At 60.8% G+C, this 16,236-nt stretch carries 15 protein-coding genes; 1 reads left to right on the top strand and 14 read right to left on the bottom strand.

Translation table 11 applies throughout. The annotated features are described in order from the left end of the window. Positions 1 to 7 precede the first annotated feature (7 nt). From AOA59_RS23395 to AOA59_RS23425, 7 genes are all read right to left on the bottom strand, one after another. On the bottom strand, positions 8 to 2,074 hold the full coding sequence (locus tag AOA59_RS23395; RefSeq protein WP_099489225.1) for a 3-hydroxyacyl-CoA dehydrogenase NAD-binding domain-containing protein: 2,067 nt from the start codon (positions 2,072 to 2,074) through the stop codon (positions 8 to 10). Positions 2,075 to 2,086: 12 nt separating this feature from the next. Continuing rightward, positions 2,087 to 3,334: an OprD family porin gene (locus AOA59_RS23400; protein WP_256593107.1), complete on the bottom strand. Its 1,248-nt coding sequence runs from the start codon at positions 3,332 to 3,334 to the stop codon at positions 2,087 to 2,089. Between the two features lie 82 nt (positions 3,335 to 3,416). Continuing rightward, positions 3,417 to 4,412, bottom strand: a complete 996-nt coding sequence (locus tag AOA59_RS23405; RefSeq protein ID WP_099489227.1) for an ABC transporter substrate-binding protein — start codon at positions 4,410 to 4,412, stop codon at positions 3,417 to 3,419. A gap of 36 nt (positions 4,413 to 4,448) precedes the next feature. Beyond that, positions 4,449 to 5,216: an ABC transporter permease gene (locus AOA59_RS23410; RefSeq protein WP_075944462.1), complete on the bottom strand. Its 768-nt coding sequence runs from the start codon at positions 5,214 to 5,216 to the stop codon at positions 4,449 to 4,451. Continuing rightward, positions 5,213 to 6,061 carry an ABC transporter ATP-binding protein gene (locus AOA59_RS23415; protein ID WP_099489228.1) on the bottom strand — a complete coding sequence of 283 codons (849 nt, stop codon included), beginning with the start codon at positions 6,059 to 6,061 and terminating at the stop codon, positions 5,213 to 5,215. The genes AOA59_RS23410 and AOA59_RS23415 overlap by 4 nt, the downstream gene beginning before the upstream one ends. 179 nt (positions 6,062 to 6,240) lie before the next feature. Further along, positions 6,241 to 8,328 carry an acetate--CoA ligase family protein gene (locus tag AOA59_RS23420; RefSeq protein WP_178076283.1) on the bottom strand — a complete coding sequence of 696 codons (2,088 nt, stop codon included), beginning with the start codon at positions 8,326 to 8,328 and terminating at the stop codon, positions 6,241 to 6,243. Positions 8,329 to 8,330: 2 nt separating this feature from the next. Beyond that, positions 8,331 to 9,140, bottom strand: coding sequence for an enoyl-CoA hydratase/isomerase family protein (locus AOA59_RS23425; protein ID WP_099489230.1), 810 nt, complete (start codon positions 9,138 to 9,140; stop codon positions 8,331 to 8,333). 120 nt (positions 9,141 to 9,260) lie between these two features. Here AOA59_RS23425 and AOA59_RS23430 point away from each other — a divergent pair, with 120 nt between their 5' ends. After that, positions 9,261 to 10,058 carry an IclR family transcriptional regulator gene (locus AOA59_RS23430; protein ID WP_099489231.1) on the top strand — a complete coding sequence of 266 codons (798 nt, stop codon included), beginning with the start codon at positions 9,261 to 9,263 and terminating at the stop codon, positions 10,056 to 10,058. Between the two features lie 227 nt (positions 10,059 to 10,285). Here AOA59_RS23430 and AOA59_RS23435 read toward each other — a convergent pair whose 3' ends face one another. From AOA59_RS23435 to iacA, 7 genes are read right to left on the bottom strand one after another with little or no spacing between them, the layout of a single operon-like run. Further along, complete coding sequence (locus tag AOA59_RS23435) at positions 10,286 to 10,783, bottom strand: flavin reductase (protein WP_065930110.1); 498 nt, start codon at positions 10,781 to 10,783, stop codon at positions 10,286 to 10,288. Positions 10,784 to 10,794: 11 nt separating this feature from the next. Next, complete coding sequence (locus AOA59_RS23440; protein ID WP_099489232.1) at positions 10,795 to 11,754, bottom strand: PDR/VanB family oxidoreductase; 960 nt, start codon at positions 11,752 to 11,754, stop codon at positions 10,795 to 10,797. Positions 11,755 to 11,804: 50 nt separating this feature from the next. Then, complete coding sequence (locus tag AOA59_RS23445) at positions 11,805 to 12,545, bottom strand: SDR family NAD(P)-dependent oxidoreductase (protein ID WP_065930112.1); 741 nt, start codon at positions 12,543 to 12,545, stop codon at positions 11,805 to 11,807. Positions 12,546 to 12,556: 11 nt separating this feature from the next. Next, the gene (locus AOA59_RS23450; protein WP_065930113.1) at positions 12,557 to 13,033 is read right to left on the bottom strand and encodes an aromatic-ring-hydroxylating dioxygenase subunit beta; all 477 of its coding nucleotides are present in this window, start codon (positions 13,031 to 13,033) and stop codon (positions 12,557 to 12,559) included. Between the two features lie 15 nt (positions 13,034 to 13,048). Beyond that, positions 13,049 to 14,323: a Rieske 2Fe-2S domain-containing protein gene (locus tag AOA59_RS23455; protein WP_065930114.1), complete on the bottom strand. Its 1,275-nt coding sequence runs from the start codon at positions 14,321 to 14,323 to the stop codon at positions 13,049 to 13,051. Between the two features lie 19 nt (positions 14,324 to 14,342). Further along, the gene (locus tag AOA59_RS23460; protein ID WP_065930115.1) at positions 14,343 to 14,705 is read right to left on the bottom strand and encodes an IacB protein; all 363 of its coding nucleotides are present in this window, start codon (positions 14,703 to 14,705) and stop codon (positions 14,343 to 14,345) included. A 16-nt stretch (positions 14,706 to 14,721) separates the two neighbouring features. After that, the gene (iacA, locus tag AOA59_RS23465) at positions 14,722 to 15,894 is read right to left on the bottom strand and encodes an indole-3-acetate monooxygenase (RefSeq protein ID WP_065930116.1); all 1,173 of its coding nucleotides are present in this window, start codon (positions 15,892 to 15,894) and stop codon (positions 14,722 to 14,724) included. Between the last annotated feature and the right edge of the window lie 342 nt (positions 15,895 to 16,236).

Raw genomic sequence — 16,236 nt, forward strand, 5'->3', positions numbered from 1 at the left:
TTGCTCGTCAGTTGCTGTGGAAGGTTTTCTGGCGAGTCATAAAGGTCGAGAGCGCCTTGCCCTCAAGGTTGTAGCGCTTGAGCGCCCTCACCACAGCGCCGAGCCCTATCTGATCGGCATAGTAGGTCAACCCGCCTTTGTAGCGCGGGAAGCCATAGCCATGAATCCACACCAGATCGATGTCAGCAGGGTGAGCGACGATATCGTGGTCGATCAACCAGGCGGCCTCGTTGACCATCGCAAACAAACAGCGCTCTTCAATTTCCTGATCGGTGATGCTGCGGGGGGTGATGCTCCATTGTTGTCGATGATCCGCCAACAACTCTGCCAGCCAAGGGTCCGGCAACGCTTGGCGGCTGCCTGACGCGTAGCGATAGAACCCGAGGCCAGCCTTTTGCCCGAGCCGACCTGCGGCATACAACGTATCGACCCAATCGCAGCGTTGTTCACGCCCGCTCAACTGCGACAAACGCCCCTGACGGTTACGCCAGGCGACGTCCACGCCAGCCATGTCTCGCAATTCAAAGGGGCCAATGGGAAAGCCGAACGCACGCATCACTCGGTCGACGGCTTCGGGAGACGCGCCCTCCTCCAGCAGGAACATGGCTTCGCGCTCTCGCGCCGCCAAGAGCCGATTACCGACAAAGCCGTCGCATACCCCCACGGTGACCGCCACTTTGCCCAGCCGCAGCGCCAAGCCAAGCACGGCAGCCAGCACAGACCTATCGGTTTGGGTCGTGCGCACCACTTCCAGGAGTTTCATCACCGGCGCCGGGCTGAAAAAGTGCATCCCCAATACCTGTTGCGGGCGACGGGTGCAATCGGCGATGGCTTCGACGTCCAGATATGAGGTATTGGTTGCCAGGATGGCGTGCGGCTTACACAGCGTATCCAACTGGCGAAATACCTCGCGCTTGACCTCCATGTCTTCGAAAACAGCTTCGATGACCAGGTCGGCGTCCGCCACAGCGTCCATTGACGTCGATGGCGAGATCAAAGCCCGGCGTTCCTGACAGGCTTGCTCATCCATACGCCCCTTGAGCAGCGCGTCGCGGTAATAGTCATCAATGTGCTTAACGCCGCGTTGCAGCGCTGCGTCCTGTACATCGATCAGGCTCACAGCAACACCTGAATTGGCCACGCAGATGGCAATCCCGCTGCCCATAGTGCCTGAACCGATCACCGCGACCTTTTCAATCCCACGTCCCTGGCCGTTACCGGCGAGCGTGCGCGTGCGCCCCGCCAGGGCTCGCTCGGCGAAAAACAGATGCCGCAAGGCCTTGGCCTGGGCCGATTGCCGCCGTTCGATAAACAGCGAGCGCTCCAGCGCCATACCGGCGTCAAACGACTCGGTCAGCGCCGCATTGATGGTCTTGAGCGCGGCCTGGGGCGCTTCTTGCCCAGCCAGCTTCTTCATCACCGCAGTGACTTTCGTTTCGAATTCAGCGCTGTTGTGGGCGGGCATCAACCGATCCCGTGTGCGCACCCAAAAAGGATGGGTAAGGATAAAGCGCCTGGCGTGTTCGATGGCTGCACCTGGCAGGTCGTCGGCCACACAGTGGTCGACCAGCCCGACGGCCTGAGCCTGCGTCGCCGACAGGCGCTGCCCGCCAATCACGACATCAACGGCAACCAGCGGCCCACAGAGGCGAACCAGCCGCTGCGTACCTCCCGCGCCAGGTATCAACCCCAGGCTGACCTCCGGCAAGCCCAACACCGTGTGTTCAGCGGCTATACGCAAATGACACGCCAGCGCCAACTCGAGGCCGCCACCGAGCACCGAACCATGCACGGCCGCGATCACGGGTTTCTGGCTGTTTTCGATAGTGCTCAGAACGTCCGGCAGATGGGGCTCCATCAGGGGCTGGTCGAATTCCTTGAGATCGGCGCCGGCCACAAACGTCTTGCCCTGGCAGGTGATGACAATGACCTGCACCGCAGGGTCGGACCCGGCCAGAGCGAGGCAGGCCGAGAGCTGCTGCCGAACGCCCTGGGACAAAGCGTTCACCGGCGGGTTGTTGATTGCGATGACAGCGATGCCGTCATCTGTTTTCAGGCTTACCAATGCATCCATGAGGGTTACCAGTCAGAGGAAGGAAATGGGATAGCTGAGGATCACCCGCGTGTCGTTGGCATTGCGCGAGAAGTCCGAGCGATACGCGGCGTTGCGCAGGCGTATGTCCAGGGCCTTGAGCGGTCCGCTCTGTACCCGGTACTGCAATTCGAGATCCAACTCGCGCTCGCGGCCTGACCCGGTACTCAGCACCTGTGCATCAGTGCCTTTGACATAGCGGGTCATAAAGGTCAGCCCCGGCAAGCCCCATGACGCCAGGTCACGGGCATAACGCAGTTGCCAGGAGCGCTCACCCTTTTCGGCGAAATCACCCACCTGCACGAAGTTGACCAGATACGGGTCAGTACCCTCGACATAGGGAAAGGCCGAATCCCCGCTCATGGCCTGATAACCCAGGCTGAACGCGTTGCCACGCCATTCGTAGGTCGCTATCCCACTGAACGCGCGATTGTCGATCTGCCCGGCGCGCGCCTGTCCTTGATCATCACTGATGAACAGGCGCAGGTCTGACTTAAACGTGCCCTCGCCGACGTCGTTGGCGCTGCTGAACCCCAGGTAATGCTGTTGGTAGACATCCTCCAAACGACCGACCTGGTAAGTCAGCTGCACCGTCTTCCAACGATAGGCAGCGCCTGCCAACTCAAAGGCACCGCCATCCAACTGGCCGCTGAATCGCCGGTTCTTGTTATTGATGGCCAACCCTTGCGCGCCGGTGACATCGCGGTCAGTCACTTGGTCAAGGTGCCCGCCTATCAGCTCCAAGCCGCCCCACTCTCGGGACTCGAGCATGCCGCCGCGGAAGGTCTGAGGCAGTAAGCGGCCGAAGTTCGATTGCAGGGTGGGCAGCTTGGGCATCAAGGTGCCCACCTTCAGCTCGGTTTTGGACACGCGCATTTTTGCGGTCAGCCCGGCCTTGGAATACTCATCGGGTGCCCTGCCGTCATCATGAACCGGCAGCAAGCCGGTACCGGTGCGGTCCGGGCTGGAGTCGAGTTTCAGTCCGACCATGGCGATAGCGTCCAGGCCGAAGCCGACGAATCCTGGGGTGTAGCCCGACTGTGCGCGAAGAATGAAACCTTGGGCCCATTCATCGCGCTTTGATTGGCCGCTGCCATCGCGAAAGTCGCGGTTCATGTAGAAGTTGCGCAGCTCCAGGTCGACTTTGGCATCCGCCAGGAAATCCGCCGCCTGTGCACTGGCAAGCCATGGCCCGGCGGCGACGATCACGCCCCAGGATGCAGCTGTTTTCTTGTTATTCATGAGCAATTCCGGGCCGTACTCAGCCACACCGAGCTCGGCTGAGGTCGGTGGACCGATACGTGCGTCAATGTTGAGAGGGGTATCAGCGTACTGTGGTCATGTAGTCGCTGGCCTTGCCAGGAATCGATTGGCCCTGAATCTTGCCGAGAAACGCAATGGCCCGGGCAACGTCGTCTTCGCTCAGATAAGGCGTTTGCGGGAACGAGTGTTTGTTGGACTTCCACGCCGCTGCGTAGACATTGTCCGGCGTGCCTTCAAAACGAGCGCGCACGAGTTTCATCGCTTGCTCAGGGTCTTCGTTGATCAGCTTGGTCGCTTGCGCGAGGCCGTCGAGGAACTGTTTGACGGTTTTCGGGTTTTCATCGGCCCACTGTTTGCGCGCGCTCAAGGCAATCGAAGGGTAGCCATCAAGTTCCTTGACCTGCCCGTCGGCCATGTCCAACAGCGTGAACCCTTTGTGCTCGATAATCGCGCTGTCGGAGGTGGGCGAGGACAAGGCAAAGCCATCGATTCGTCCTTGGGAGAACGCGGTCAGAATGGCGCTGGCGCTGTTGAGGTAAAGCAGGGTGAAATCTTTCTCTGCCGAAAGGCCACCCTTTTCACCGAGGAAGCGCACCAGGAAATCGGCGCTGCCACCCGCACCGCTGACGGCAATCTTCAAGCCCTTCATCGCCTTCAGGCGATCTTCCATGGGCGTCTGTGCGGTCAGGCCAAGCTGGTCGGCTTTCTTCTGGCTGATGACCACGTTGCTCGCATACTGCCCTACCAGCCGCCCCAGCAAAGTCAGGTCGGCGCCTTTCAATTTCGCGTTGATCGAATTCTGGATCGCGCACGAACAGAACTCCACGGTTCGACTGGCCAGGCCCGAAGTCGCGGCCCCACCGCCCTTGAACTTGATCAGTTCGACATTCATTCCCTGTTTCTTGAAATAACCGCCATCCACCGCCACGAACAGCGGCATGTGCACGAAGCCGTCGGTGCCCAGGGCCACCTTGATGTCCTGCGCATGTGCGCCAGCGCTTGCGGCCACCAGCGAAGCGACCAGGCCCATCTTTGCAATCAGCGTTTTAATAGACATATGTACACCTGTATTTTCTTGTGCGTTATGAACAGGTCAAACCGAAGCTTCACGATCACCCAGGTCTTTTTTCCACGGCATCAGACGGGTTTCAACCATCCGCACGACCGCTTGCAGCAGCAGTGCAAGGGCGATAATCGCGACCAGTGCGGCGAATACGCCGGCGGTGTCCAACTGCCCGGCTGCATCTTGCAGCAGGTAACCGAGCCCGCGATTGGAGGCCATGATTTCACCGACGATGGCGCCGATCAGGGCATACGGCACCGAGAGCTTGAGGCCGGTGAACACCCATTGGATCGCCGAAGGGAAGACTACTTTGGTGATCAGGTGGTGTTCACGAGCGCCCATCAGGCGCAGGATTTCCAACTGCTCGCGGTCAACCGCACGCACGCCGCTGTAGGTGTTGAGGAACACCAGGAAGAACACAATGGTGGCGGTCAGGATGATCTTCATCTCGATGCCGATGCCGAACCACATGATGAACAGCGGCGCCAGGGCCACTTTGGGCAAGCTGTAGATCGAGATCAGGATCGGATCGAGCAGCTTGGCCAGCAATTCGTTACGCCCCAGCAACAGCCCCACCCCAATCCCGACGGTCGCCCCCAGTACGAAGCCTGCAAGGGTTTCCACCACCGTGATCCCGCCATGGGAAAACAGCCTGCCACTGATGACCAACTCGTAGAACTTGCCGGCGATCTCGCTGGGTGAGCTGACGAAGAAGGGGTCGATCAACGGCCCCGAGGCGAGTTGCCAGGTGCCGAAAAGCACGATGAAAATCGCCAGGCGTCCAAGGAAAATATTCATGCTTGGTTATCCTTTGCTGCATCGTTCAAAGACGGGGTCATGAAGTCCCACAAGTCGCCGCAGAGCTGGTGATAGCGCGGGTCTTTGCGCAACTGCAGAATGTTGCGCTCCTCGCCCAGGGGAATCTGCACGTCCTTGACGATGGTGCCGGGACGGCCGGCGAAGATCAGACAGCGATCACCGAGTGCCACGGCCTCATCCAAATCGTGGGTGACAAAGATGACCGTCTTGTTCAACCGGCGACTGAGGCGGATCAGCTCGGTCTGCATGCGCATGCGCAGTTGCGCATCGAGTGCTGCGAACGGCTCGTCCATCAGCAGGGTTTCAGGGTCATACGCCAACAGGCGGGCCAGCGCCGCACGTTTACGCATGCCGCCGGAGAGCTGGCTGGGGTAGGACTTTTCGAAGCCTTCCAGGCCCACGAGGCGAACCAGCTCCTGGATGCGTACGCGGCGTTCGGCCTTGGCCATGCCCTGGATCTCCAGCGGCACGGCAATGTTGCCGACCACATCACGCCAAGGCAGCAAGTGGTCACTCTGGGTCATGTAGCCGGTACGGCCATTGACCCCGCAAACGGCCTTACCGTTGTAGACGACCTGCCCTTCGGTGGGCGCAAACAACCCCGCGACCATGTTCAGCAAGGTGGACTTGCCGCAGCCCGACGGCCCGACCACGGTGACCACTTCGCCCTTCTTGATCGACAGGTTGATGCTATGGGAGGCCTGTTTGGCAACGCCCTTGATGGTAAAAGATTTGGACACGCCGACAAACTGAATGAGCGATGACGCCTGCTCGTCGCGGTCGGCGCCTTTAGGTTGGGTGATGGCTTTCAATGCGACAGGCATGATGGGCCCCCGCGCTGAAAATTGACGTTACCCAGAGGGAGCGGTTGATTCGATGTGCAATTAAGTACGTTCATAGCGACCTACTTGTTTTTATGAGTCGTTGATGAAGCTGTCTTGATTATGAAACCGGGGGTTCGGGGGTCAATCCACCTGTTCCACACAGTGGAACAGGTGGCGCCTCAGGCCAGCAGTGTTAGGCCATCAACGGCCCTCACGCCCTGCCCTTCGGCCAGCACGCGCAAGGGGTTGATCTCGGCCTCTTGCAGCTTTGTTCCGAGGGTGGTGGCCATGTCGGCGAAGGCGAGGATGCAGTCGACCAACGCGTTGATATCGGCCTTCGGCGCGCCGCGATAACCGTCGAGCAGCGCGAAGGTCTTCAGCTCCCGCAGCATTGCATCTGCGTCATTACGCGAGATCGGCAGCAATCGCATGCTGGTATCGCGCAGCAGTTCGGCGCTCACACCGCCCATACCCAACAACAACGCCGGCCCCAGTTGTGGGTCGCGATGGAAACCGAGGATCAGCTCATGACCGCCACCGACCATCTCCTGGACAAGGAAACGCTCGGGCGCGAACCCGGCCTTCTGCGTGACCACGCGGCGCATGTCGTCCAACGCCTGACCAATGCTGTGTTCGCTCAGGCCGAGCGCAACACCACCGACTTCGGTCTTGTGAGGGATGCGCTCGGACAGCACCTTAAGCACCACGTTCGGGCCGAGCGCCTGGGCGGCCTCGATTGCCTCGCCGGCATCCCCGACCGCCTGCTCACGGGTGACGGGCACGCCGAAACGAGTAAACAGGGCTTTGCTCTGCTGTTCATCCAGGGTTCCACCGGGCAACTGCTCGACGTCCTCGGCGCTCATATACTGGTGGCTTGATTGCGCTCGCGGCGTGTCCTGAACAATGCAGGCTTTGGCTTTGAGTGCCAGCAATGCACTCGCGCAAGCCTCCGGCGCAGTAAAGGCGACGCCCTGGTTGCTGTTGATACGCAGCAAGGCTTGCGGTGCGTACGGGCTGACATAGGCAAGCACAGGCTTGCTGCTGTCGCGCTGGCTGTCACGGATCGCGTCGGCCATCAGCGTCGGGCGCGCAACGCCAGATGAGCCCACCACACTGATGACGGCGTCGTAGTCCGCGCTTTCCAGCAGGATGCGCATGGCTTCTTGCATGATCTGCGGCTGCAGGCCTGCCAGCGTCAGGTCGATAGGGTTGCGGTCGAGCACCGCCTGGTCACCGAGGTCCAGATCACGCAAGCGTGCAGCGGTGGCCTCCCCCGGCGGCGGCGTGTCGAAACCATTGGCGCCCAGGGCATCGGCAATCAGCGTGCCCGCGCCGCCGGTCGAGGTCAGAATCGCCACCCGGTTACCCGCCATCGTGCGCCGGCTGGCCAACGCGAACGGCAGGTCGAGCAGATCGGCAAACGTCTGTGCCCGCACGATGCCCAGTTGTTTGAAGTACACGTCGTAGAGTGCATCGGCTCCGGCCAGAGCACCGGTATGGGACGCCGCCGAACGGGCTCCAGCTTCGGAGCGCCCGACTTTGAACACCACAATGGGCTTGCCGGCCGCGCGCGCCTTGAGGGCTGCGCGGCTGAATTTCTCGGTGTCGCGCAGCTCTTCAAGGTAAAGAGCAATGACTTCGGTGGCGTCGTCATCCACCAGGTAATCGACGAAATCGGCGACGTCCAGGTCGACTTCGTTGCTGGTCGCCACCAGCTTGGAAAAACCGATGCCGGCGGCGGCACCGCGGGACAGGAGCGAGCCCAGGATCCCGCCACTCTGGGAAATGACTGCGATGTTGCCCGCTCTCAATGCATCCTGATCCAGCGCACCGCTGGCTGACAGGGTAATACCTTGGGTGAGGTTGATCAGACCGATGGTGTTCGGCCCCAGGATACGCATATTGCCGCGTGCCTTTTGCAGGGCTTGCTGGCGTGCGATGCCCTCCTCGCCGGCTTCGCCGTAGCCACCGGCAAGCACGATGGCGGCCGGGGTGCCCATGGCCGCCAGTTCGGCAACGACCTGGTTGGCACGTTCGGGGCCGAGCAGGATGATGGCGGCGTCCGGCACCTCTGGGAGGGCGGCGATTGAGGGGTAGCAGGTCAAGCCATCGATCTCGGTATAACGCGGATTGACCGGGTACAAGCGACCTTCAAAACCATGTTTACGCAGGAACGCGATGGGCCGCCCGGAGGTTTTTTGCGCATCACCGGAGGCGCCGATCACCGCGACACTGCGCGGGTTCATCAAGCGGGAGATGTTATCCATGCTCATCCCCTCTTCGCCTTGGCCGCGAGGAACGCCGCCACCGACGCCTGATGCTCGGCCGAGGTGTAGCAGATGCCTTGCGCCTGACTGCCCATGGCCAATACCTGGGCCTGGGTCAGTTCGAAGCTGTTGTTGAGGATGGATTTGCTCAATGCCAGTGCGGTCGCCGAGCCGGCGGAGAGCTCCAATGCCCAGCGCCGGGTTTCGTCCAGCAGATCGTCATGTTCGACCACTCGGTCCACCAGGCCGATCGCCAGCCCTTCGTCGGGCTCTACGCGGCGACCGGTGTAGATCAGTTCCTTGGCTTTGGGCAATCCGACCCGACGCGGCAACAGGTACAAGCCGCCGCCGTCGGGGATCAGGCCCCTAGCGATATAACTCATGGCGTAGCTGGCTTGCCGGGAGGACACCACGAAATCGCAGCTCAGTGCCAGGTCGCAACCCAGTCCTGTGGCAGCGCCATTGACAGCAGCCAGGGTCGGCTTGGACAGGTTGAGCAACAGGGAGACCGCATGATGCACGCGCTGCTGGCGCTTCCAGCCGTTATAGGCCACCTCGCCCGCCGGCGCGCTCATGCGTTTTTCCATGCCCTTGATGTCGCCGCCTGCGCAGAAGCCTTTGCCGGTGCCGGTGATGATGAGGGCGCGAATCTGGCTGTTTGCGGCCACTTCTTCCAGCAACTCGATCATGTGGCTGCGCATCTCGTCGCTGATGGCGTTGCGCACTTCGGGTCGATTAAGGGTCAGCACCGCGATGCCATCGTCATCGACGGCCATGTGGATGGGCGAGGTAACACTTTGCAACATCGTCATGGGAAATCTCTCTCTTGTTGTTGGCTTGGCAGCGGCCCAGACTGAAGGGCCTTGCGCTGATCCCGAGTCTATGGAGCTCCCCATGATTGACAATCCGGCAATTCCACTGGATGGAACACTATGAAAGAGGACGAAGGGTTTGATACGCCGGGTGCCGGCAAGGCGCCGATCAACCGTTCGCTGGAACGCGGCCTTGAAATTCTGCGAGCCTTTCGCGCGGGCACCGAGTACTTGGGGAATGGCGAAATCAGCGAACGTACAGGTTTGTCCAAGTCCACGACCAGTCGTCTGACCCAGACGCTGATCCACAGCGGCATGCTGGTGTACGACGGCCAGCGCAGTGCCTATCGCCTCGCACCCGCCACCCTTTGCTTTGCCAACGCCATGTACAACAGCAGTTCGCTGGTGCAGATCGCCGCGCCCTTGATGCGCGATGCGGCCCACGCGTTAGGCGTGAATGTCGGGCTGGCCGCCGCCGACCGCGATGAGATGATTTACTTGGAGTCCATCCGCCTGAGTCGCAAGAACACGCCCAGGACCGTGCAAACGGGCCAGCGAGTCCCCATGGAGTTCACTTCCCTGGGGCGCGCCTACCTAGCGACGATTGGCACGAAAGAGCGACAAGCGCTGATGGCGATTTTCAAGTCGAGACGCTGCGATGCCAGGTGGACGGTATTGGAAACGGAGATTGCCGACGCCTGCGAAAGCGTGCGACTCGTAGGGTATTGCGCGGCTTCCTGGCAGGCCGAAGTCGTGGCTATTTCAACCCCACTCAGCATCCGTAACTATCAGGACCATATCTTGAATATCAGCCTATCCACCCCGCAATCGATCGACGCCGTGGTGACGTGTTACGCCGGGCCGTTGATGGCGCTGGCAGACAAGATCCGCGCCAGTGTCGATAGCGACTCACGCTAATCCTTGAACACGCCCCACGTCCCCAGCCCCTCGCCGAACCTCACAATTGAGGCTGTTAGGTGGGCCATGAACGACCAGTTTCGGAACAAACAACACTGCTCAATGCTGAGCCGGCCAGCTTCTGCGTGATTTTCAACCAGATCCCAAAGCATGTTTCTTGGAGAGCCCGCATCCATCAGCATCTGGACTGGGCCCCTGAAGGCGTGCGCACTGGGTATCGCTGAGGCTCAGCAGGCCTTCGATGCCTCGCCCAAGCGGTGGTAAGCACGGTTGAAATACACCAGGCCTTCGTCCGCGCCGCTTTGGCGAATGGTCTGGACCTCACAGTAGAAAATACTGTGGGAGCCCACTTCATGGACCTGCACGATCCGGCAGTCGAAATTCACCAGCGCTTGCAGCATCACGGGCGCACCGCTTTCAAGCGTGGTCCAGCCTGTGACGGCAAAGCGCTCATCCATACTCAACGTGCGGTCGGCAAAGGCACCGGATAAATGCTGATGATCGCCGCACAGGGTGTTTACGCACACTGTGCCGTTACGCTTGAAATGCTCGTTGGAATGAGAGGAACGGTTCATGCATACCAACAGGGTCGGCGGTGAATCAGTCACGCTGCACACCGCCGAGGCGGTAAAGCCGAACCGCCCCGCCACGCCATCAGTGGTGATGACCGACACGGCACCGCCCAGCATGGCCATTGCATTGCGAAAGCTGCCTACGTCTACCATTGTCGTTCCCCTTAGATATCCAGCACGAGTTTTTTAGATTTGGCTCGTGAACAGCACACTAGAATTTGATCATTGCCGGCCTTCTCATCGTCCGTCAGGTACACATCACGATGATCCGGCTCGCCTTCGAGCACATCGCACAGGCAGGTACCGCACACACCCTGCTCGCAGGAAATCTCGATCTTGATCCCGACCTGCGCCAGTGCGGCGAGAATGCTCTGCCCTTCTGCCACCTGCACGGTCTTGCCGCTGCGGGCCGCTACCACTTCGAAGCTGCCCCCCGAGCTGTCCACTTCCACTTGGAAATATTCCTTGTGGATGTGCGCTTCGGTGTAGCCCTGGTCGCGGGCGCCCTGAATCACCCAATCCATGAAGCCGGCGGGACCGCAGGTGTACATGTGCACGTCGGTCTTGCCCTCGCCCAGCACCTTGGCCAGGTCGAGCTTCTGTTCGGCCCCTTCATCGTCGAAGTGGGTAAACACCTGCGCGGCAAACGGTGCGTCGGCCAGTTCCGCCAAGAACGCACTGCGTCCGCGCTCACGGCCGCAGTAATGCAGCTCGAAGGTCTGGCCGGCCGCGTGCAGCGCGTAGGCCATGGCGATCATCGGGGTCACGCCGATCCCGCCGCCCAGCAGCACCGAACGCCGCGCCTGCGGTGCCAGCGCGAACAGATTGCGCGGTACGCTGATCTGCACCTCGCAGCCTTCGAGCAGGGTGTCATGCACCCCGACCGAACCGCCGCGCGATGCCGGATCCTTGAGCACACCCAGGCGGTACAGGCTCGAATCCGCAGGGTTGCCGCACAACGAGTACTGGCGCACCAGCCCCGGGGCAATATGGATATCCACATGCGCGCCGGCGTCGAACGCGGGCAACGGTGCGCCGTCGCGACGGGTCAGGTCCAGGACGACAACGCCGTCCCCTTGCAGCTCGCGCTTGCGCACGACTACGTCCAACAGTTCTTCAGTCATGGCCGTTATTCCATGGAGTTCGCAAAGGCCGCCGTGGCGGCCGCTATCAGTCAGCGCATGAACAAGCCGCCATTCACATCCCACGTCGCCCCGGTAGTGAAATAGGCGTCGGGCCGGGCCAACTGCACAATTAGGTCACCGAGAAAATCTGCATCTCCCAGGCGCTGCACCGGGATATTGGCGAGCAGTCCCGGCAGGCGTTCGACCGGTATGGCTGCGCGCACCGCTGCCGACTCGATAGGGCCAGGGGCAATGGCATTGACCGTCACCCCGCGGGCGGCAAACTCCTTGGCGAAGATCTTGGTCAGCGTCACGATGCCGCCCTTGCTCGCGGCATAGTGTGCGCCGGTCGCAGTACCGCCGTTCTGGCCGGCCAGGGACGCCATGTTGATGATCCGCCCATAGCCGGTTTCGGCCATGTACGCGCCCAGCACCTGGCAGCCGAGGAACACGCTGCGCAGGTTCAGGCCCACCACGGCGTCGAACTCCTCGGGGCTGATCTGCATCAGCGGCGTGGTCTTGGTGACGGCAGCGTTATTGACCACCACGTGCAGCGCGCCGAAGCGCACCAGCACCTGGTCCAGGCCCGCTTCGAAATCGGCTTTGCTCCCGGCGTCCAGTTGCAGCGCAAGCGTGCGCTCGCCGCCCGGGTCCAACTGGTGGGCGCACGCCTGTGCGGCTTCAAGGTTGAGGTCGGTGATCGCCACCGAGTACCCGGCCCGCAGGAGGCTGGCGCAGAAATGCTGCCCCAGCCCCTGCCCCGCGCCCGTCACCAATGCGATATGGCTCATTTCGGCGCGCCTCAAAGGATGTAGCCGATACCGGCAAGGGCATCGTCACTGTTGATCAGGCTGACCACTTTGCGCTGGATCTTGAAACCACCCTCGCTGCGGATCAGTTGGTAGGTAAGGTCGGCGCTGTAGAACTTCAGGTTTTCCTTGCGGAACTCACGGATGTTCTGCGCGCAGCGCACAGTCACCTGCACGCCGTCATCGGCCAACACCCGGAACCGCGACTGCATGCGCACCGTGCGCGGTTGCGGGCTGGTGGAGATCGATTCGCCGCCGGTCAGACGCCGCACCCGCAGTTCACGCATATGATGATCGTCGTAGGCGTAGTTGAGGGTGTTCTCGAAGTCGGTTTCCTTGGGATCGATGGGAATGATGTAGGTGCCCTTCTCGGTCCACATCTTCAACCAGCCGTCGTATTCTCCGTGGTCGAGCATGTCGCCTTCCTGCCAGATGAAAGCGGTCACTTCTTGCAGTAATTGCAGGTTCATAAGGTTCTCCACGGATCAGGCCGACATCATCTTTTTCCACTGCTGATAGGCGGCGCGCATACCGGTTTCGGCACTCACGTCGGATACCAGCCCGTCTGCGCTGGCCTGCTCGCCGGGCAAGCCACGGTTGAGCATGATCCACAGATCTTCACCGGCGCTGGCGCCCTTCTGTACCCGCTCCCAAGCCTCGGAATCGTCCGGAGTGCCGAAGCCCATCGGCCCCTGGAAGTGCTCATGCAGGCGCAGTCGATAGCGGTTGGCCACGGCCGGCCCACCGTCCATGGTGATCACCGAGTGGTGGATTTCGGTCTCGGTCACCGAGATCGGCTGCAGTACCCGGAAAAACGCCATCGAGCATGCAACGTTGGGGAACAGGTTGAGGTTGAAGCCGGTGCCGCCGACCGCACGCACGATCCGGCGCACCTGCTGCTCCTCGATGCCCTCGTCACGCAGCTCGGCGGCCAGCTCCTCGAAGCGCTCGGGAATCGGCTTGTCCAGGTCGGCTTCGAGGTCGATCAAGTCGGGAATCATCACCATCACGCTGTGGCCGTTGCCCAAGTCCTCGACGTAGCCAGGTCCTTTGACGAAGTCGAACAGCGCCAGGGTCTGCTCATCCACCGACGACAGAAAACTCTTGTGCACCAACGGGAAGTGGTAAGCGTCGGTGGTGTTTTCCAGCTGGATCTTCCAGTTGCCGGGGAAGCGGAAACGGTGCTCGCCCGGCACCTTGATGCCATAACCGGCGCCCTGCTTCATGAACAGGTCCATCCATTTTTTCGCCGCACCGAGGTAGTCTTCCAGCGGCTCGATGTCGTCCTTGAAGGTGGCGAAGATCATGCCGGCGTAGCTTTCGGTACGCAGGCTGACCAGTGGCAGCTCGGCCTTGTCGATGCAGTCGCCGTAGCTTTCCGGGTGTGGGATGCCACGCAGTGAGCCGTCGAGCGCGTAGCCCCAGCCGTGGTAAGGGCAGACGAAGCTGTTGGTCTTGCCTTTTTTGTGTTCGCACACAGTGGCGCCACGGTGGCGACAACGGTTGAGCAGCACGTGCACGTCTTTCTTGCGGTCACGCACCACGATCACCGGCTGCTTGCCGATATAGGTGGTCTTGTAGCTGCCGTTGTCGGGGATCTCGCTTTCGTGGGCGACCCAGATCCAGGTGCTATAGAAAATCTTCTCCAGCTCGGCGTCGAACAGTTGCGCATCGGTATACATCGAGGTGTGGACGCGATCGGCCTGCACCCGTTCAGCGGGGTCGACGGCGAGGTTTACAGCGGGAATCAGCATGCTCATGGAAGTATCCTCGTCGGCATCAAGTACGCTGAATGATCAGCTCGCGCCCAACCCGGGCTTCAACCTTGGTGTAGCGCCACAGCTTGTAAGGGCCATTGCCCACCGGGGTGCTACGAAACAGGTTGCACGCGGCATGCACGGTCTCGATATCCGGCACGTCGGCCAACAGGTAGGTGGTCCAGGGGAAGCCATCGGAAGGCCCGACCATGCTCTGGTCGTCATCCATATTGCCCAGCACCTTGACCCCGGCCAGGTCGTGGATACCGTTCCACATTGCACTGAACGCTGCCCACACCTGCAATTGTTCATCGCGCGGGGCATCGAAAAAATTCTGGTTGATGCCCATGCAGAACAGCACGCGCAAGGTCTTTTTATCGCTCATTTCATTTCCTCGACGGTTAGAGGTAGCCAGGCAAAGGCTGTTTGCCGAAGAACATGGCTCCGGCATTTTGATAGGTGATGTCGCCCATGAAAGCGTGCTGGGTCACCACCTGGGCGTCGTTGACGCAGCGTGCCAGCGGGCTGTCGTTGTACACACCGCTCATGCCCGAGAGCATCTGCGCGGTGCGCGCCACATCGGCAGCGACGCGGGTGGCATGGGTCGACGACAGGCGCAGCAGGTTGGTTGCGGCCACCGGCACCGCATCGCCGGCCAGTACGTAGTTCCAGGCGCAGTCGATGGACTCGTAGAAAAACGCCCGCGCGGCTCGCAGCTCGGCTTCTGCCCGGGCAATATCGACCTGGGCCAGGGGCCGGTCGGCAATCGCCGGGGCGCCGGTGACCGAGACGCGCCCGCTGGCCATGTCCGAAAGGGCATCCAGTGCCGCGCGGGCGACGCCAAGGCCGACGACCGACAGCACTTGGGTGGCGAACGACAGCGACGGATAACGAAAGAACGGCTCGTCCAGGTTCGGCAGGCCGCCGCGCACGAAGGTCCACTCCTCGCAGACCCGCACGTTTTCCACCACCAAGTCATGGCTGCCGGTGCCGAGCAGGCCGACGGTGTCCCAGGTTTCGTCGATGCGGATCTCACTGCGCGGCATTACTGCAATGCGTGGCAGGCCGAAGGTGTCGCCGTTCTTCGGGGCGATACCGACGCCGACAATGTCGGCGCCCAGGGAGCCGCTGGAGTATTTCCAACGACCATTGACCACAAAGCCGCCTTCGACCACTTCCGCTGGTTGCGGCGGAAAGATGCCACCGGCGAATACCCGGTCAGGACCATCGGCATACACCTTGGCGATGCTGTCCAGCGGCAGTGCGGCAAGGTAAACCGGGCTCATGCCGAAGCTGGCAACCCAGCCGGCAGAACCATCGGCCTGGGCAATACGCTCGATCAACTGGCAGAACTCGGCCGGCGAACACTCCAGGCCACCGAAGCGCTTGGGCACCAGCGCCCGGTAAACGCCGTGCTGTTTGAAGGACTCGATCACATCCCGCGAGATGTGGCGCTGACGGTCGAATTCACCGGCCCTGGCACGCTCACGCACATCGACAAGCAAGGCGTCGAAGGTTGGGCCACTGGCAAGCGAGCTCACGGTATCGACCGCTGGTTTTTTTAGCGAATGCATACATTTACTCCGTTGTCAGGAACGGTATTGGGCTGAGCAGGAAGGCAGTGTCGAGCTGGGACGGGAGACGGAACGGGGGCGATGGATCGGCATAGTGGTTACCTTTGTTTTTGTGGGTGCCGTTGGGGTGAATCTGAGCTCGATTACGTGAATTGTCAATTGATTTATCGTGATTAAAAACAATACTAATCACGTAATAATTCAGTGAAAAATCAAGAATTAAAATATTTAAGTATTTGTTTTTATTGATTTATATTCATTTAAATATGCCCTTATCCTCTGGGGATTACTCAATAAATTATTTTTCAGTTATCAAAAAAAAAGCTATTTTTTCGTCACGCT

The organism is Pseudomonas sp. 2822-15 (assembly GCF_002742515.1).
Lineage (GTDB): Bacteria > Pseudomonadota > Gammaproteobacteria > Pseudomonadales > Pseudomonadaceae > Aquipseudomonas > Aquipseudomonas salomonii.